This window comes from Streptomyces sp. NBC_00637 (assembly GCF_045161545.1).
Classification (GTDB): Bacteria; Actinomycetota; Actinomycetes; order Streptomycetales; family Streptomycetaceae; genus Streptomyces.
Genome location: NZ_CP109046.1, coordinates 5,105,915 through 5,124,510 on the forward strand (window position 1 = coordinate 5,105,915; position 18,596 = coordinate 5,124,510).

At 67.8% G+C, this 18,596-nt stretch carries 11 protein-coding genes and 3 rRNA genes; 9 read left to right on the top strand and 5 right to left on the bottom strand.

Going from position 1 to position 18,596, the window contains the following annotated elements; translation table 11 throughout:
• Window positions 1–24: 24 nt before the first annotated feature.
• The 5 genes from OG440_RS22445 to OG440_RS22465 all read left to right on the top strand — a co-directional run bounded on the left by OG440_RS22445 (window position 25) and on the right by OG440_RS22465 (window position 6,191).
• Window positions 25–1,158 (top strand): SIS domain-containing protein, encoded by a 1,134-nt coding sequence (locus OG440_RS22445; RefSeq protein ID WP_406008586.1) that lies wholly within the window; start codon window positions 25–27, stop codon window positions 1,156–1,158.
• 157 nt (window positions 1,159–1,315) lie between these two features.
• Window positions 1,316–2,467: a mannose-6-phosphate isomerase, class I gene (manA, locus tag OG440_RS22450; RefSeq protein WP_406008587.1), complete on the top strand. Its 1,152-nt coding sequence runs from the start codon at window positions 1,316–1,318 to the stop codon at window positions 2,465–2,467.
• 135 nt (window positions 2,468–2,602) lie between these two features.
• Window positions 2,603–3,583 (top strand): cation diffusion facilitator family transporter, encoded by a 981-nt coding sequence (locus tag OG440_RS22455; protein ID WP_406008588.1) that lies wholly within the window; start codon window positions 2,603–2,605, stop codon window positions 3,581–3,583.
• A gap of 335 nt (window positions 3,584–3,918) precedes the next feature.
• Complete coding sequence (ahcY, locus tag OG440_RS22460) at window positions 3,919–5,376, top strand: adenosylhomocysteinase (RefSeq protein ID WP_406008589.1); 1,458 nt, start codon at window positions 3,919–3,921, stop codon at window positions 5,374–5,376.
• 194 nt (window positions 5,377–5,570) lie between these two features.
• The gene (locus OG440_RS22465) at window positions 5,571–6,191 is read left to right on the top strand and encodes a hypothetical protein (RefSeq protein ID WP_406008590.1); all 621 of its coding nucleotides are present in this window, start codon (window positions 5,571–5,573) and stop codon (window positions 6,189–6,191) included.
• A gap of 32 nt (window positions 6,192–6,223) precedes the next feature.
• Here the strand turns inward: OG440_RS22465 and OG440_RS22470 are convergent, their stop codons facing one another.
• Window positions 6,224–7,279 carry an RDD family protein gene (locus OG440_RS22470; RefSeq protein ID WP_406008591.1) on the bottom strand — a complete coding sequence of 352 codons (1,056 nt, stop codon included), beginning with the start codon at window positions 7,277–7,279 and terminating at the stop codon, window positions 6,224–6,226.
• Between the two features lie 130 nt (window positions 7,280–7,409).
• Here OG440_RS22470 and OG440_RS22475 point away from each other — a divergent pair, with 130 nt between their 5' ends.
• The 4 genes from OG440_RS22475 (at window position 7,410) to rrf (ending at window position 14,163) form a co-directional block, all read left to right on the top strand.
• Window positions 7,410–8,417 carry a stage II sporulation protein M gene (locus OG440_RS22475; RefSeq protein ID WP_406008592.1) on the top strand — a complete coding sequence of 336 codons (1,008 nt, stop codon included), beginning with the start codon at window positions 7,410–7,412 and terminating at the stop codon, window positions 8,415–8,417.
• A 574-nt stretch (window positions 8,418–8,991) separates the two neighbouring features.
• Window positions 8,992–10,517: ribosomal RNA gene (locus tag OG440_RS22480) — 16S ribosomal RNA — on the top strand.
• 315 nt (window positions 10,518–10,832) lie between these two features.
• A 23S ribosomal RNA gene (locus tag OG440_RS22485) occupies window positions 10,833–13,955 on the top strand.
• A 91-nt stretch (window positions 13,956–14,046) separates the two neighbouring features.
• Window positions 14,047–14,163, top strand: a 5S ribosomal RNA gene (rrf, locus tag OG440_RS22490).
• Together the 16S, 23S and 5S rRNA genes form the textbook arrangement of a ribosomal RNA operon.
• A gap of 101 nt (window positions 14,164–14,264) precedes the next feature.
• On the opposite strand, the gene OG440_RS22495 is transcribed toward rrf, so the two are convergent.
• From OG440_RS22495 to OG440_RS22510, 4 genes are read right to left on the bottom strand one after another with little or no spacing between them, the layout of a single operon-like run.
• Window positions 14,265–15,575, bottom strand: coding sequence for a DUF58 domain-containing protein (locus tag OG440_RS22495; RefSeq protein WP_406008593.1), 1,311 nt, complete (start codon window positions 15,573–15,575; stop codon window positions 14,265–14,267).
• The gene (locus OG440_RS22500) at window positions 15,575–16,564 is read right to left on the bottom strand and encodes an AAA family ATPase (RefSeq protein ID WP_406008594.1); all 990 of its coding nucleotides are present in this window, start codon (window positions 16,562–16,564) and stop codon (window positions 15,575–15,577) included. The genes OG440_RS22495 and OG440_RS22500 overlap by 1 nt, the downstream gene beginning before the upstream one ends.
• Window positions 16,564–17,760 (bottom strand): DUF4350 domain-containing protein, encoded by a 1,197-nt coding sequence (locus OG440_RS22505; protein WP_406008595.1) that lies wholly within the window; start codon window positions 17,758–17,760, stop codon window positions 16,564–16,566. Before OG440_RS22505 ends, OG440_RS22500 begins: the two co-directional genes overlap by 1 nt.
• Window positions 17,757–18,593 (bottom strand): DUF4129 domain-containing protein, encoded by an 837-nt coding sequence (locus tag OG440_RS22510; RefSeq protein WP_406008596.1) that lies wholly within the window; start codon window positions 18,591–18,593, stop codon window positions 17,757–17,759. Before OG440_RS22510 ends, OG440_RS22505 begins: the two co-directional genes overlap by 4 nt.
• Window positions 18,594–18,596: the final 3 nt, after the last annotated feature.

Below are 18,596 nucleotides of genomic sequence, written 5' to 3' on the forward strand. Positions count from 1 at the left end.
CCCAGGCGATCGGAGACTGCCGACATGCTCGACGACTCGCTGCTCGACACGCCGGAGGCCTTGGCCGAGGCGGATCACCGGGCCCTTCTGCGCGGCGCGGCCGAAGCCGGCGCCCGCGTCCGCACCGCCGCCCGGCACGCGGCCGAAGCCGGCGTCCACAACCTCCAACCGGACGGCCGCCCCCGCGCGATCCTCATCGCGGGCCCCGGCGCCGCCGCCATCTGCGTCGCCGACCTCCTCGGCACGCTGGCCGGCGCCGCCTGCCCCGTCATCCGCCTGGCACCCACCGGCGTCGCCCCCGCCGCGGGCGCCCTGCGCTGGGAACTCCCCGGCTGGGCGGGCTCCGTGGACCTCCTCCTCATCGCCACCCCGGACGGCAGCGAGCCCGGCCTCTCCCTCCTCGCCGAACAGGCCTACCGCCGCGGCTGCACGGTCGCCGCCGTGGCCCCCGCCGACTCCCCGCTCGCCGAAGCGGCCGGAGCCGTCCACGGACTCTTCGTACCGCTCGCGACCGCACCGTACGAAGAGGACGAGCAGCCCCCGGTCGCGGCCTCCGCACCCGGCGTCCTCTGGGCCCTGCTCACCCCGCTCCTCGCCCTCCTCGACCGCATCGCGCTGATCTCCGCGCCGCCCGAGGAGATCGAACGGGTCGCCGACCGCCTCGACCAGGTCGCCGAACGCTGCGGCCCCGCCGTCGCGACCTACAGCAACCCGGCGAAGACCCTGGCCGCCGAACTCGCCGACGCCCTGCCGGTGATCTGGACCGAAGGCACCTCGGCCGGCCCCGCGGGCCGCCGCTTCGCCGCCGCCCTCGCCGAACTCGCGGGCCGCCCCGCCCTCGTGGCCGAACTCCCCGAAGCCCTCGCCGAACACAACGCGCTCCTCGCCGGCCCCCTCGCCGCCGGCGCCGACCCGGACGACTTCTTCCGCGACCGCGTCGAGGAAACGCCCGCACTGCACGCGCGCGTGGTGCTGCTGCGCGACCGTCCGATCGGCGGCCTCACCGCCGCCCCGGGCGCCCGCGAACTGGTCCTCAGCCACGACACGCCGATCAGCGAACTCGAGCCCGAAGCCGGCGACGAACTCGTCACCCTCGCCGAACTGATCGCCACCACGGATTTCGCCGCCGTCTACCTGGCACTCGCCTCAGGAACCTGACCCGACCCCCTCGTCCCCGGAGACAACGGACGGCAGACACCGGACGGTGGACCCCGACGGGGACGGGGACCCGGACGGCTGACGACAAGCGCAGACGGCAGCAGACCGACAGACGGCAAGACCGACGACCGGCAGACCGGCAGGCAGAGAGAACCGCATGGACCGCCTCGACAACACCGTCCGCCCCTACGCCTGGGGTTCCCCCACCGCGATCCCGCGCCTGCTCGGCACCGAGCCGACCGGCGAACCGCAGGCCGAGATGTGGATGGGCGCCCACCCGGGCGCACCCTCACGCACCGACCGAGGCACCCTCGTCGAGATCATCGAGGCCGACCCACGACAGGAACTCGGCGCGGCGACGGTCGAGAAGTTCGGCCCCCGCCTCCCCTTCCTCCTCAAGATCCTCGCCGCCGGCGCCCCCCTCTCCCTCCAGGTCCACCCCGACCTGGCACAGGCCAAGGAGGGATACGAGGACGAGGAGCGCCGCGGCATCCCCGTCGACGCACCGCACCGCAACTACAAGGACGCCAACCACAAGCCCGAACTCATCTGCGCCCTCACCGAGTTCGACGGCCTGTGCGGCTTCCGCGCCGCCTCACACGCGGCCGACCTCCTGGAAGGCCTCGGCGTCGACTCCCTCAAGCCGTACGTCGACCTCCTGCACGCCCAGCCGGAGGAAGCCGCCCTGCGCGAGGTCCTCACCGCGATCCTCACCGCCGACCGCGAGGAGATGGCCCACACCGTCGCCCAGGCGGCGGCCGCCTGCGACCGCCTCGGCGGCGACTACGCCCCCTACGCCGGCATCGCCCACCACTACCCCGGCGACCCCGGCGTCATCGCCGCGATGCTGCTCAACCACGTCCGACTCCAGCCCGGCGAGGCCCTGTTCCTCGGTGCCGGCATCCCGCACGCCTACCTCGACGGCCTCGGCGTCGAGATCATGGCCAACTCCGACAACGTCCTGCGCTGCGGCCTCACCCCCAAGCACGTCGACGTCCCCGAACTCCTGCGCATCGTCCGCTTCGAGTCCGCGGACCCCGGCGTCCTGCGCCCCGAAGCCGCCCCGGACGGCGAAGAGGTCTACGACACCCCCATCGACGAGTTCCGCCTGTCGCGTTACGTCCTCCCGCCGGGAGCCCCCGCCCACGACCTCACCCTCCCCACCCCGCAGATCCTCCTCTGCACCGCGGGCACCGTCCGAGCGGGCGAGCACACCCTGACGCCCGGCACGTCTGTCTTCGTCCCCGCGGGGCACAAGGCCGAAGTGACCGGGACGGGTACGGTCTTCCGGGCCACGGTCGTCGTGTGACCCCGGTCGTGACGACCTGACACATCGCTGCCCGACAGGGCTGCAAGAATGGCCCCCCGGCAAAGGACGGGCAAAGCCGACGACGGCCCCGCCCTGCACGGCGTACGCACGTAGGCGAAGGGACAACGCGAAAACATGAGCGCGTCAGGCGGCACCAAGGCGATCGTGGCGGCACTCGGGGCCAATCTCGCGATCGCGGCATCGAAGTTCGTGGCGTTCGCGTTCAGCGGCTCGTCGTCGATGCTCGCCGAAGGCGTGCACTCGCTCGCCGACTCCGGCAACCAGGCCCTGCTCCTCATCGGCGGCAAGAAGGCCCAGCGCGAGGCCACCCCGCAACACCCCTTCGGCTACGGCCGCGAGCGCTACATCTACGCCTTCCTCGTCTCCATCGTCCTCTTCTCGGTCGGCGGCATGTTCGCCATCTACGAGGGCTACGAGAAGATCAAGCACCCGCACGAGATCGAGCACTGGTACTGGCCCGTCGGCGTCCTCGTCTTCGCGATCATCGCCGAGAGCTTCTCCTTCCGCACGGCCATCAAGGAGTCCAACCCCCTGCGGGGCGGCCACTCCTGGAAGGAGTTCATCCGCCGCGCCAAGGCCCCCGAGCTCCCGGTCGTCCTCCTCGAGGACTTCGGCGCACTCGTCGGCCTGGTCCTCGCTCTCGGCGGCGTCGGCCTGGCACTGCTCACCGACGACGGCGTCTGGGACGGCATCGGCACGCTCTGCATCGGTGTCCTGCTCATCCTGATCGCCCTCGTCCTGGCCGCCGAGACCAAGTCCCTCCTGCTCGGCGAGGCCGCCACCGGCGATGACGTCCGAAAGATCGAGGCCGCGGTCGTCGACGGCGACACCGTCACCCGCGTCATCCACATGCGCACCCTCCACCTCGGCCCCGAGGAACTCCTGGTCGCCGCCAAGATCGCCGTACAGCACGACGACACGGCCGCCCAGGTCGCCACCGCCATCAACGCCGCCGAGGCCCGCATCCGCGCCGCGGTCCCCATCGCCCGCGTCATCTACCTCGAGCCCGACATCTACAGCGAGACCGAGGCCGCGAAGGGCGCCGACCCCGAGGCGACCCCGGGCGGCCCCAGCCAACACCCGGCCGAGCACTGACCGACACCCGCCCCACCCGACAGGGCCCGCCCACCCCCGGCCGGGCCCTGTCCCCGTTCCAACCCCCGCCTTCCTCACCGAACGTGATCGGCGCGATCTGATCGGAGATGGACTGGGGCCGCCCCGCCACTCCGGTGTAGCTTGGAACGGAGCCAGACGTCGCTGCTGATGGCGGTCGGGCGGTCCCTGTGCGGACCGTCCGAGGGAGAGAGGGCCTCCGACGGACTGCGCTGCGCGCACGCGGGCATGCCTGTGCCCTTCTTCGGGCACCCCTGTGTCCGCCGCCGCGCAGACAGCCGTACCCCCTCCTGACCCGATCCGAGGAGCAGCTCACCATGACGACTGTCGACAACCGACAGGACTTCAAGGTCGCCGATCTCTCCCTGGCCGCTTTCGGCCGCAAGGAGATCACCCTGGCCGAGCACGAGATGCCGGGCCTGATGGCGATCCGCAACGAATACGCCGAGGCTCAGCCCCTGGCCGGCGCGCGTGTCACCGGTTCCCTGCACATGACGGTGCAGACGGCCGTCCTCATCGAGACCCTGGTCGCCCTGGGCGCCGAGGTCCGCTGGGCCTCCTGCAACATCTTCTCCACCCAGGACCACGCGGCGGCCGCGATCGCGGTCGGCCCGAACGGCACCCCCGAGAACCCGCAGGGCGTCCCGGTCTTCGCCTGGAAGGGCGAGACGCTGGAGGAGTACTGGTGGTGCACGGAGCAGGCGCTGACCTGGCCGAACACCCCCACCGGCGGCCCGAACATGATCCTGGACGACGGCGGTGACGCCACCCTCCTGGTGCACAAGGGCGTGGAGTACGAGAAGGACGGCAAGGTTCCCCCCGTCGACACGGCGGAGAGCGACGAGCACCGCGTCGTCCTCGAACTCCTCAACCGCACCATCACCGACGGCTCGCAGAAGTGGACCCAGCTCGCCTCGGAGATCCGCGGCGTGACCGAGGAGACCACCACGGGCGTCCACCGTCTGTACGAGATGCACCGGGACGGCACCCTGCTGTTCCCGGCCATCAACGTCAACGACGCGGTCACCAAGTCGAAGTTCGACAACAAGTACGGCTGCCGGCACTCCCTGATCGACGGCATCAACCGCGCCACCGACGTCCTCATCGGCGGCAAGACCGCGGTCGTCTTCGGCTACGGCGACGTGGGCAAGGGCTGCGCGGAGTCGCTGCGCGGCCAGGGCGCCCGGGTGATCGTCACGGAGATCGACCCGATCTGCGCGCTCCAGGCGGCCATGGACGGCTATCAGGTCACCACGCTCGACGAGGTCGTCGACAAGGCCGACATCTTCGTCACCACGACCGGCAACAAGGACATCATCATGGCCGCCGACATGGCCAAGATGAAGCACCAGGCCATCGTGGGCAACATCGGTCACTTCGACAACGAGATCGACATGGCCGGCCTCGCGAAGATCCCCGGCATCGTCAAGGACGAGGTCAAGCCGCAGGTCCACACCTGGAAGTTCCCCGACGGCAAGGTCCTCATCGTGCTGTCGGAGGGCCGCCTGCTGAACCTGGGCAACGCCACCGGCCACCCGTCGTTCGTGATGTCCAACTCCTTCGCGGACCAGACGCTGGCCCAGATCGAGCTGTTCACCAAGCCCGACGAGTACCCGACCGACGTCTACGTGCTGCCCAAGCACCTCGACGAGAAGGTCGCCCGCCTCCACCTGGACGCACTCGGCGTGAAGCTCACGACGCTCCGCCCCGAGCAGGCCTCGTACATCGGTGTCGAGGTCGAGGGCCCCTACAAGTCGGACCACTACCGCTACTGAGCCCGCAGCTCGATCCGCCGGGAGCGCGTCCGTGCACCGACGCGCTTCCCGGCACCAGGTAGGTCCTCCGAGGCAGGCCCCCGCACCCCCGTGCCGGGGGCCTGCCCTTTCGGCCCACGGCCGGCCCGGCCGTCAGCCCACCCGGCCGGCCCGTCGAGACGGACCAGGCCGGCCCGTCACACCCCAGGACCCCCATGCCCCGCGGCCGATATTCGCTCCACGATCCGCACGATCACACCCCTCTCGCACACGAGCACTTCCACTGCGCCCCCGGCCCCTCCGGCTGGCGTTACGTCTCTCAACTGACCACCCCCACCGGCGAACACACCGGCTCCGTCGACCTCACCCTCGACGACCTCGGCCGCCCCCTCCGCCTCGAACTCCACGCCGGCGGCTGGCAGGTACGTGGCGGGGCCCTCGACGGCGTCACCTGGGTCCGCACCGACCCCACCGGCACTCAGGCCACGGAGGGCAACGTCCCCGCCCACGCCTTCACCGGCACATCCCCCGCGTTTCTCATCGCCACCAGCCGACTCCTCCGCCTCACCGCCACCGCGTCCTCCTCGGCAACCCGGGTACGCCTCGTGGCCTTCACCGATCCGGTCCTCGCCCCGCGCACCGTGGACCAGTCCTGGGCCTTGCTCGGAAGAGAAGCACACACCACTGACAACGGCCCCCTGACCGTGGACGAATACCAGGTCACAGCCCTGGACACCGGGGAACAACACCTGGTGCACATCGCCGGGGACGTCGTCCTGGCCGCCCCCGGCATCGAACTCGAAGAGCTCGAAACACCCCCGTCGACCTTCGACTGAGACCACCCCGGCCGGGACCACGCCGACCGGGACTACGCCGGCGGCGCGAACCCGGTAGCCGGCCCCTGGGACGGATCGGCAGGCGCCTCCTCCACCGGCACCGCGGCCCGCCCCCCGTCCGCCGACGGAATCCCATCAGCCGCCGCAGCGGACCCGTACGCGACCGGCGGCGCATAGGACATAGGCGGCGCATAGGCCGGTGCGTACGGCACAGGCGGCCCGTACGGAGCCGGCGGCCCATATGCCGTCGGCGGCCCGTACGGCGTAGGAGACCCGTACGGCGTCGGCGGACCATGCATCCCGGGCGCACCGCCACCCGCGGGCCACCCCGCCACCGGACCGTTCCCGAAGGCCCGCCGCGCCTCCCGGACCTGCCGCTCCTGCAAGACCCCGGCCAGATACGCGGCCGCCGGCACCCCTTGCGGCACGGGGGTCCCCGTGCGCTCGGCGAGATCACCGGCCAGCCGCTCCGCCATCGCCCGGCCGACCTGCGGATCCAGCTGGTTCATCCGCCCCAGGTACTGCCGGACCGCCAGCCACAGCCCGTCCGGCACCGACGAGAGATCGAGCGCCTGGAATCGGCCCGCCAGCCACGGCGGAGGCGGCGGTACGAAACCGGACCGCGCCGCGGGCACACGCTCCCGCACGACCAGCGTCCCGGCGAAGACGTCCCCGAGCCGCCGCCCCCGCGCCGACACGAGCGACGCGATACAGGCCACCACGCCGATCGTCAGCAGAATCTCCACCACGCCGAGGGCGCCCCGCACCAGCGCGTGCCGGAACCGGATCGGCCCTCCGTCGTCCCGCACCACCCGCAACCCGCACGCCATCTTCCCGAGCGACCGGCCGTGGCTGAGCGTCTCCACCGCGATCGGCCCGCCCACCAGCACCAGCAGGAACGACGCGATCGACAGCGCGATCTGCGCCGCCTCGTCCAGCGAGGCAGTCGCCGCCACCAGCGCGATGCTCACGACGACGTAGACCACGAAGGCCACGGTGAGGTCCAACAGCGTGGCCAACGCCCGGCTGGGCACCCTGGCAGGCCGCAGCTCCAACGCCACGGCCTCACCCGTCACCAACTCGCTCACGCCCGTCGTCCCTTCCCTGGCCCGCCCCGAGAACGGCCAGTCTGCCAAGCTGAGGGCACATCGCGCCGCAGTAGGACAAGCTGACATCCATCACCGGCCGCCGACGAACAGCCGAGGAGCAGGCACACCGATGGACCTCGACGTCTTCGTCTCCGCCCACCGAGCCGAATGGGACCGTCTCGACGCGCTCCTGCGCCGCCGGCGCGGCCTGACCGGCGCCGAGACCGACGAACTCGTCACCCTCTACCAGCGGACCGCGACCCACCTGTCCCTGATCCAGTCCAGCGCCCCCGACCCACAGCTCACCGGTCGGCTCACCCAACTCGTGGCACGCGCGCGTAGCGCGGTGACAGGAACCCGTCGCGCCTCATGGCGTGACGTGACGCGCTTCCTCACCGAGGGCTTTCCCGCCGCCGTCTACCGGTCGCGCCACTGGTGGGTGCCCACCGCGCTCCTCTCCACCGCCGTCGCCGTCCTACTGGGCTGGTGGATCGGCACCCACCCGGAGGTCCAAGCCTCCATAGCGGCTCCCGACGAACTGCGTGAGCTCACCCGCCCCGGCGGCCTGTACGAGACGTACTACTCGAGCCACCAGGCCGCCGCGTTCGCCGCGCAGGTCTGGACGAACAACGCCCAGGCCGCCGCGATGTGCCTGGTCCTGGGTGTCTTCCTGGGCCTGCCGGTCATCTGGATCCTCTTCCAGAACATGCTCAACCTCGGTATCGGCGCCGGCCTCATGGCCTCGGCCGGCCGACTCGACACCTTCTTGGGCCTCGTCCTCCCGCATGGCCTGCTCGAACTGACCGCCGTCTTCGTCGCGGCCGGCACCGGGCTCCGGCTGGGCTGGACGGTCATCGACCCGGGCCCGCGCACCCGGCGCACCGCCCTCGCGGAAGAAGGCAGAGCCGCGGTCGGCATGGCGATCGGTCTCGCCCTGGTCCTCTTCGTCTCCGGCGCCATCGAAGGCTTCGTCACCCCGTCGGGCCTACCGACGTGGGCCCGCATCACCATCGGCATCGTGGCCGAACTGGCCTTCCTCGCGTACGTCTACGTCGTGGGCGGCAGAGCTGCCCGGGCCGGGGAAACGGGCGACGTCGAGGCTGCCGAGCGCAGCGCCGAGGTGCCGACGGCCGCCTGATGTGCGGACGGCCCCGCCGGGCTGCTAGTCTCCTCCTCGCCCCACAAAAGCCGTTGACACGGAGCGCGTGGGGAGGTAGATTCGAACAGTTGCCTGGAACTGGACAGCGTCCGGTCGGCAGCGGTTAGTATCTGTCAGCCTCGTGAATCCATGATTCCGCAGAGGCACCCCCGATAAGTCGGAAAATGAATGGCCGGTCAGACCGGCCCGAAACTTCTGATAAAGTCGGAACCGCCGGAAAGGAAACCGCGAAACAAAAGCGGGAACCTGGAAAGCACCGAGGAAATCGGGTCGAGAAAAGATCTGATAGAGTCGGAAACGCAAGACCGAAGGGAAGCGCCCGGAGGAAAGCCTGAGAGAGTATCTCGGGTGAGTACAAAGGAAGCGTCCGTTCCTTGAGAACTCAACAGCGTGCCAAAAATCAACGCCAGATATGTTGATACCCCGTCCCCGGCAGTGATAGCCGAGGATGAGGTTCCTTTGAAACAAAACACAGCGAGGACGCTGTGAACGGCCGGGCTTATTCCGCCTGGCTGTTCCGCTCTCGTGGTGTCGTCCCGATTACGGGAAAACATTCACGGAGAGTTTGATCCTGGCTCAGGACGAACGCTGGCGGCGTGCTTAACACATGCAAGTCGAACGATGAACCATTTCGGTGGGGATTAGTGGCGAACGGGTGAGTAACACGTGGGCAATCTGCCCTTCACTCTGGGACAAGCCCTGGAAACGGGGTCTAATACCGGATAACACTTCCACTCGCATGGGTGGAGGTTAAAAGCTCCGGCGGTGAAGGATGAGCCCGCGGCCTATCAGCTTGTTGGTGAGGTAATGGCTCACCAAGGCGACGACGGGTAGCCGGCCTGAGAGGGCGACCGGCCACACTGGGACTGAGACACGGCCCAGACTCCTACGGGAGGCAGCAGTGGGGAATATTGCACAATGGGCGAAAGCCTGATGCAGCGACGCCGCGTGAGGGATGACGGCCTTCGGGTTGTAAACCTCTTTCAGCAGGGAAGAAGCGAAAGTGACGGTACCTGCAGAAGAAGCGCCGGCTAACTACGTGCCAGCAGCCGCGGTAATACGTAGGGCGCAAGCGTTGTCCGGAATTATTGGGCGTAAAGAGCTCGTAGGCGGTCTGTCACGTCGGATGTGAAAGCCCGGGGCTTAACCCCGGGTCTGCATTCGATACGGGCAGACTAGAGTGTGGTAGGGGAGATCGGAATTCCTGGTGTAGCGGTGAAATGCGCAGATATCAGGAGGAACACCGGTGGCGAAGGCGGATCTCTGGGCCATTACTGACGCTGAGGAGCGAAAGCGTGGGGAGCGAACAGGATTAGATACCCTGGTAGTCCACGCCGTAAACGGTGGGAACTAGGTGTTGGCGACATTCCACGTCGTCGGTGCCGCAGCTAACGCATTAAGTTCCCCGCCTGGGGAGTACGGCCGCAAGGCTAAAACTCAAAGGAATTGACGGGGGCCCGCACAAGCAGCGGAGCATGTGGCTTAATTCGACGCAACGCGAAGAACCTTACCAAGGCTTGACATACACCGGAAACGGCCAGAGATGGTCGCCCCCTTGTGGTCGGTGTACAGGTGGTGCATGGCTGTCGTCAGCTCGTGTCGTGAGATGTTGGGTTAAGTCCCGCAACGAGCGCAACCCTTGTTCTGTGTTGCCAGCATGCCCTTCGGGGTGATGGGGACTCACAGGAGACTGCCGGGGTCAACTCGGAGGAAGGTGGGGACGACGTCAAGTCATCATGCCCCTTATGTCTTGGGCTGCACACGTGCTACAATGGCCGGTACAAAGAGCTGCGAAACCGTGAGGTGGAGCGAATCTCAAAAAGCCGGTCTCAGTTCGGATTGGGGTCTGCAACTCGACCCCATGAAGTCGGAGTTGCTAGTAATCGCAGATCAGCATTGCTGCGGTGAATACGTTCCCGGGCCTTGTACACACCGCCCGTCACGTCACGAAAGTCGGTAACACCCGAAGCCGGTGGCCCAACCCCTTGTGGGAGGGAGCTGTCGAAGGTGGGACTGGCGATTGGGACGAAGTCGTAACAAGGTAGCCGTACCGGAAGGTGCGGCTGGATCACCTCCTTTCTAAGGAGCACTTCTCACCGATCCCTTCGGGGTGAGGTCAGAGGCCAGTACATCGGCGTACGTCCGATGCTGGTTGCTCATGGGTGGAACGTTGATTATTCGGCCGGATTCTGGGTCGGAGGCTTGCAAGTACAGCTCGTGAGAGCGTGGAAAGCATGATCTTCGGGCGGGAGCCGGCCGGGCACGCTGTTGGGTATCTGAGGGTATGGCCGTATGGCTGCCTTCAGTGCCGGCCCCAGTGAACTCGCCGAGTGTGGCGGGGTGATGGGTGGCTGGTCGTTGTTTGAGAACTGCACAGTGGACGCGAGCATCTGTGGCCAAGTTTTTAAGGGCGCACGGTGGATGCCTTGGCACCAGGAACCGATGAAGGACGTGGGAGGCCACGATAGTCCCCGGGGAGTCGTCAACCAGGCTTTGATCCGGGGGTTTCCGAATGGGGAAACCCGGCAGTCGTCATGGGCTGTCACCCGCTGCTGAACACATAGGCAGTGTGGAGGGAACGCGGGGAAGTGAAACATCTCAGTACCCGCAGGAAGAGAAAACAACCGTGATTCCGGGAGTAGTGGCGAGCGAAACCGGATGAGGCCAAACCGTATACGTGTGAGACCCGGCAGGGGTTGCGTGTGCGGGGTTGTGGGATCTCTCTTTCACAGTCTGCCGGCTGTGAGACGAGTCAGAAACCGTTGATGTAGGCGAAGGACATGCGAAAGGTCCGGCGTAGAGGGTAAGACCCCCGTAGTCGAAACATCAACGGCTCGTTTGAGAGACACCCAAGTAGCACGGGGCCCGAGAAATCCCGTGTGAATCTGGCGGGACCACCCGCTAAGCCTAAATATTCCCTGGTGACCGATAGCGGATAGTACCGTGAGGGAATGGTGAAAAGTACCGCGGGAGCGGAGTGAAATAGTACCTGAAACCGTGTGCCTACAAGCCGTGGGAGCGTCGGACGGAGAGCTTGCTCTTCGTCTCGTGACTGCGTGCCTTTTGAAGAATGAGCCTGCGAGTTTGCGGTGTGTTGCGAGGTTAACCCGAGTGGGGCAGCCGTAGCGAAAGCGAGTCCGAATAGGGCGTTTCAGTAGCACGCTCAAGACCCGAAGCGGAGTGATCTAGCCATGGGCAGGTTGAAGCGGAGGTAAGACTTCGTGGAGGACCGAACCCACCAGGGTTGAAAACCTGGGGGATGACCTGTGGTTAGGGGTGAAAGGCCAATCAAACTCCGTGATAGCTGGTTCTCCCCGAAATGCATTTAGGTGCAGCGTCGTGTGTTTCTTGCCGGAGGTAGAGCACTGGATAGGCGATGGGCCCTACCGGGTTACTGACCTTAGCCAAACTCCGAATGCCGGTAAGTGAGAGCGCGGCAGTGAGACTGTGGGGGATAAGCTCCATGGTCGAGAGGGAAACAGCCCAGAGCATCGACTAAGGCCCCTAAGCGTACGCTAAGTGGGAAAGGATGTGGAGTCGCACAGACAACCAGGAGGTTGGCTTAGAAGCAGCCACCCTTGAAAGAGTGCGTAATAGCTCACTGGTCTAGTGATTCCGCGCCGACAATGTAGCGGGGCTCAAGCGTACCGCCGAAGTCGTGTCATTCATACAATAGGGCCAACGCCTGTATGGATGGGTAGGGGAGCGTCGTGTGCCGGGTGAAGCAGCCGCGGAAGCGAGTTGTGGACGGTTCACGAGTGAGAATGCAGGCATGAGTAGCGATACACACGTGAGAAACGTGTGCGCCGATTGACTAAGGGTTCCTGGGTCAAGCTGATCTGCCCAGGGTAAGTCGGGACCTAAGGCGAGGCCGACAGGCGTAGTCGATGGATAACCGGTTGATATTCCGGTACCCGCTGTGAAGCGTCAAACATCGAACCAGGCGATGCTAAGTCCGTGAAGCCGTTCCGGACCCTTCGGGGAAAGGAAAGTGGTGGAGCCGACGAACCAGACTTGCAGTAGGTGAGTGATGGGGTGACGCAGGAAGGTAGTCCATCCCGGGCGGTGGTTGTCCCGGGGTAAGGGTGTAGGACGAACGGTAGGCAAATCCGCCGTTCACATAGTCTGAGACCTGATGCCGAGCCGATTGTGGCGAAGTGGATGATCCTATGCTGTCGAGAAAAGCCTCTAGCGAGTTTCATGGCGGCCCGTACCCTAAACCGACTCAGGTGGTCAGGTAGAGAATACCGAGGCGTTCGGGTGAACTATGGTTAAGGAACTCGGCAAAATGCCCCCGTAACTTCGGGAGAAGGGGGGCCATCACTGGTGAGAGGACTTGCTCCTCGAGCTGGGGGTGGCCGCAGAGACCAGCGAGAAGCGACTGTTTACTAAAAACACAGGTCCGTGCGAAGCCGTAAGGCGATGTATACGGACTGACGCCTGCCCGGTGCTGGAACGTTAAGGGGACCGGTTAGTCTAGTTTCGACTAGGCGAAGCTGAGAACTTAAGCGCCAGTAAACGGCGGTGGTAACTATAACCATCCTAAGGTAGCGAAATTCCTTGTCGGGTAAGTTCCGACCTGCACGAATGGCGTAACGACTTCTCGACTGTCTCAACCATAGGCCCGGTGAAATTGCACTACGAGTAAAGATGCTCGTTTCGCGCAGCAGGACGGAAAGACCCCGGGACCTTTACTACAGTTTGATATTGGTGTTCGGTTCGGCTTGTGTAGGATAGGTGGGAGACTTTGAAGCGGCCACGCCAGTGGTTGTGGAGTCGTCGTTGAAATACCACTCTGGTCGTGCTGGATGTCTAACCTGGGTCCGTGATCCGGATCAGGGACAGTGTCTGATGGGTAGTTTAACTGGGGCGGTTGCCTCCTAAAGAGTAACGGAGGCGCCCAAAGGTTCCCTCAGCCTGGTTGGCAATCAGGTGTTGAGTGTAAGTGCACAAGGGAGCTTGACTGTGAGACCGACGGGTCGAGCAGGGACGAAAGTCGGGACTAGTGATCCGGCGGTGGCTTGTGGAAGCGCCGTCGCTCAACGGATAAAAGGTACCCCGGGGATAACAGGCTGATCTTCCCCAAGAGTCCATATCGACGGGATGGTTTGGCACCTCGATGTCGGCTCGTCGCATCCTGGGGCTGGAGTCGGTCCCAAGGGTTGGGCTGTTCGCCCATTAAAGCGGTACGCGAGCTGGGTTTAGAACGTCGTGAGACAGTTCGGTCCCTATCCGCTGCGCGCGCAGGAATATTGAGAAGGGCTGTCCCTAGTACGAGAGGACCGGGACGGACGAACCTCTGGTGTGCCAGTTGTTCTGCCAAGGGCATGGCTGGTTGGCTACGTTCGGGAGGGATAACCGCTGAAAGCATCTAAGCGGGAAGCCTGCTTCGAGATGAGTATTCCCACCCCCTTGAGGGGTTAAGGCTCCCAGTAGACGACTGGGTTGATAGGCCGGATGTGGAAGCCCAGTAATGGGTGAAGCTGACTGGTACTAATAGGCCGAGGGCTTGTCCTCAGTTGCTCGCGTCCACTGTGTTGGTTCTGAAACCACGAACAGCCCCATGCCATGGTCACGGTGTGGTGCGGCTGCATGTGTTTCACAGTGTTTCGGTGGTCATAGCGTGAGGGAAACGCCCGGTTACATTCCGAACCCGGAAGCTAAGCCTTACAGCGCCGATGGTACTGCAGGGGGGACCCTGTGGGAGAGTAGGACACCGCCGAACAAATATTACGGGAGACCCCGCACCTCACGGTGCGGGGGTTTTCTGCGTTCAGGGGGCGTGATTGTCGAAGCGGGCTCTTTTTCGAAAGAGCCCGCCTTTTTTTATAGGCGTCCTGCTGCCTTTAGTGCCAGGTAGGCATCTGCGAGTGCGGGGGCCAGTTGGTCGGGGGTCGTGTCGACGACGGTGACGCCGTGCCGGCGGAGTTGGTCGGCTGTGCGGTGGCGTTCCGATTGGGCCTGGGCGGCTGCCGCTGCCTCGTAGACCGCTTCGGCGTCGCCGCGGGACGTGGCCATGTGGGCGACGTGAGGGTCGGCGACCGATGCCACCAGGACCGTATGGCGCTGGGTGAGCTGCGGGAGGACGGGAAGGAGGCCCTCCTCGACGGGGGCGGCGTCCAGCGTCGTCATGAGGACGACGAGGGAGCGTCGGGGGGCCGTACGCAGGACGGTGGCGGCGAGGCCACGGGCGTTCGTTTCGATGAGTTCGGGTTCGAGGGTGGCCATGGCGTTGACCAGGGACGGGAGAACGTCGCGTGCTGTCCGGCCCTGGACGAGGGCACGTACCCGGCGGTCGTAGGCGAGGAGGTCGACGCGGTCGCCGGCGCGGGATGCGAGCGCCGCGAGGAGGAGCGCCGCGTCCATGGAGGCGTCGAGGCGTGGGGCGTCGCCGACACGGCCTGCGGAGGTGCGGCCGGTGTCGAGGACGAGAAGGATGTGGCGGTCGCGCTCGGGGCGCCAGGTGCGGACCGCCACCGACGAGTGGCGGGCCGTGGCGCGCCAGTCGATGGAGCGGGTGTCGTCGCCGGGGACGTATTCGCGCAGGCTGTCGAACTCCGTGCCCTCGCCGCGGGTGAGGACGCTGGTGCGGCCGTCCAGTTCGCGTAGGCGGGCCAGTTTCGACGGGAGGTGCTTGCGGCTGGTGAACGGGGGGAGGACGCGTACGGTCCAGGGGACCTTGTGGGTGCCTTGGCGGGAGAACAGGCCGAGGGGGCCGTAGGAGCGGATCGTGACGCGGTCGCTCCGGTGGTCGCCGCGGCGGGTGGGGCGTAGGCGGGTGGTGAGGCGGCGGCGTTCGCCGGGCGGGACCGTCAGCTGGTGGCGGGATGCCGCCGTCTCCGTTCCCGGCTGCCAGCTGCTGGGGGGCCAAGCGTCGCGGAGGTGGGCGCGCAGGGGGCGGCGGGTCGGGTTGGTGAGGGTAAGGGTGATGTCCGCCGGGTCGCCGAGGCGGGCGGTGGTGTCACCCGAACGGGTCAGGCCCAGTCGGCGTACCGGGGCGGCCAGGGCGAAGTCGCAGGCGCAGGCCACGGCCAGGGGGGCGTTGACGGCGAGGAGGCCCGTCCAGCCGGCGTCCCAGATGCCGACGGGGAGGGAGCCGAGGGCCGCGAGGAGTGCGGTGCGTCCGGTGAGCGCCATCAGCGGGGTACGGGGACGTGGGCGAGGATCGCGTTGATGACGGAGTCGGCCGTGACGCCTTCCATCTCGGCTTCCGGGCGGAGCTGCACGCGGTGGCGGAGGGTGGGGAGGGCGAGGGCCTTGACGTCGTCGGGGATGACGTAGTCGCGGCCGGTGAGCCAGGCCCACGCGCGTGCGGTGGCGAGGAGGGCGGTCGCGCCGCGGGGGGAGACGCCCAGGGTGAGGGACGGGGACTCGCGGGTGGCGCGGCAGATGTCGACGACGTAGGCCGTGATCTCGGGGGAGATCGTCGTTTTGGCGACGGCGGCGCGGGCCGCTTCGAGGTCGGCGGGCCCGGCGACGGGGCGTATGCCGGCGGCGCGCAGGTCGCGGGGGTCGAAGCCTTCGGCGTGGCGGGTGAGGACGTCGATCTCCTCCCGGCGGGTGGGGAGCGGGATCGTCAGTTTGAGGAGGAAGCGGTCCAGCTGGGCTTCGGGGAGGGGGTAGGTGCCCTCGTATTCGACGGGGTTCTGGGTCGCCGCCACCAGGAACGGGTCGGGCAGCGGGCGCGGGGTGCCGTCGACGGTGACCTGGCGTTCCTCCATGGCTTCGAGGAGGGACGACTGGGTTTTCGGCGGGGTGCGGTTGATCTCGTCGGCGAGGAGAAGGTGGGTGAAGACCGGGCCGGGCTGGAAGGAGAACTCGGCGGTGCGGGTGTCGTAGACGAGCGACCCGGTGATGTCGCTGGGCATGAGGTCGGGGGTGAACTGGACGCGTTTGGTGTCGAGTTCCAGTGCCGAGGCGAGGGCGCGGACGAGCAACGTCTTGGCCACGCCGGGGACCCCTTCGAGGAGGACGTGTCCGCGGCACAGGAGGGCGACGACCAGTCCGGTCACTGCGGGGTCCTGGCCGACCACGGCCTTGGAGATCTCGGCGCGCAGGGCCTCCAGGGAGGCGCGGGCGCGGCCCGGGTCCCCGGTGTTCCCGGCGATGTCAGTGGTCGGGTCCATCATGGACGGCGTACCTCTCTTTCGAGGGCGTCGAGTTGGTCGGCGAGCGCGACCAGGGCCGCGTCGTCGCCGGGGGGTGGGCCGAAGAGGAGGGAGTGCAGGGACTGTCCGTCGCCGTGGAGGTGGGCGGACAGGGCGGGGACGAGTGCCTCGGGCGCGTGGGCCTGGGTCACGGGGACGCCCAGGAGAGGGGCGAGGCGGGTGCGGGTGGTGGAGCGAAGGGCGGTGGCCGCGCGGTCGCGGGCGTCGGCTTTGCGGTAGAGGCGGGCACGGCCTTCGACGGTTTCGGAGGCACGGATCGCCACGGGGAGTTTCTCGGGCACCAGGGGGCCGAGCCGGCGCGCCCTCCAGAGGGCGGCGAGGGCTGCCGCGACGAACAGCTGGAGCGTCCCCCAGAGCCAGCCGGAGGGGAGCAGGTCGAAGAAGCCCTTTTCGTCGTCCGGGTCGGTGGCGGCGGTGTCGGAGAGCGAGGGGAGGTACCAGACCAGATGGCTGCGGGAGCCGAGGAGTTGGAGGGCGAGCGAGGCGTTGCCCTGCTCGTCGAGGCGGTTGTTGTAGAGGATGTCGGGCGCGCCGAGGACCACGGTGTCGCCGCCGCCGGAGGTGTCCGGGATGCGCAGCAGGGTGGCCAGGCGTTCGCTCGGGTAGCACGTGTCGGCGTCGAGGTGGCGGGTGGAGTACCGGATGCCGCCGGTCTCCGCGGTGCCGGCGCGGCGGGCGGCGGGCAGTTCGCAGTCGGGGGAGAGCGCGGAGCCGCGGCTGGTGGCGGGGTCCGCGGTCACGCCGGGGGCGAGGTTTCCCACGGACCAGCCGCTGGGGGCGACGAGGATGGTGCGGCCGCCCGATGCGGCGATCGCCGCGTGGAGTTGCTGTTGTTGACGCTCCGCCAGGAGGTCCGGGGTGGCGACCAGGAGGGTGGTGTCGGGGCGCGCCGCGCTGCGGGCCTCGGCCAGGGTGGTGACGACGCGGGTGGACACGCCGCGGGCGGCGAGGAGCTCGGCTGTCGCGCGGCTGCCGTAGGGGTCGGCGGAGCGCGGGTCGAGGGCGCCGTGGCGGGCGTCGGACTGGAGTGCGGCGAGCGTGACGGCTCCCGCCAGAAGCAGGACGAGAGCGAGTGTGATGCCCCGCGCGCGGGTCCACAGCCCGAAGGCGGTGGGCGAGGCCGAGGTGGAGGGGAGCGTGGCCTCGGTCGTCATTCGGCGGCTCCCCGGCCGGCGGGGTGGGCGCTGCTCGTCGTCAGCCGGGGCTTGGTGCGTTCGAGGTCGAGGTCGAGGTCGGCCATGCGGCCGTACGACTGCCGGGTGGCGCGGCGGCCGCCGTATGTCACGTCGTCGAAGTCGCGGGCGGCGGCGCGCAGCCGGTCGGTGTGGGCGGGCAGGGTGCGGCCGGCGTCGGCGGCGGCCTCGTCGGCCGTGCGACCGGGGCGGACGTCGAGGAGGGCGCGTTCCTCGAGGGAGCGGACGATGGCGCGCATGCGTTCCTGGACGGCCTGGTTCCAGTGGCCCTGGGCGGCCTGTGCCTCGGCGGCCGCGCGGTGTTCGGCGGCGCTGCGGGGACGCTCGTCGAAGAGGGCGGAGGCAGAGGTGGGCCGGTGGCGCGGGGAGCCCAGGCGCCACCACAGGGCGGCCACGACGGCCGCCAGGGCCAGGACCACGACCACCAGGCCGAGCGTGCCGCCCGGGGTGGCGGTCGAGGCGGTGGCGAACAGGTCGCCGATCCAGTCCCAGAGGGTGTCCAGGGCGCGCTGGAAGAGGCCGGGGTCGTTCTGGTGGTACAGGTCCTTGGACAGTTCGCGGCGGGCCGCCTCCCGCGCGGGGTCGCGCGGGACGGTGATCGGCGGCTCGTCGTCCGAGCGGGCCGCCAGGGATTGCACGGCTGCGTCGCCCGCCCGTAGCAGTGCCGCCACGGCCCGGTCGGCGAAGCGGGGCAGGGCGGCCGCGGCCGCGTCGTTGCCGCCGGGCAGCAGCGCCCGTACGGGCAGCGTGCCCGGTAGTGGGACCGCTGTGAGAACTCCCCCCGCCAGGCTCACCGC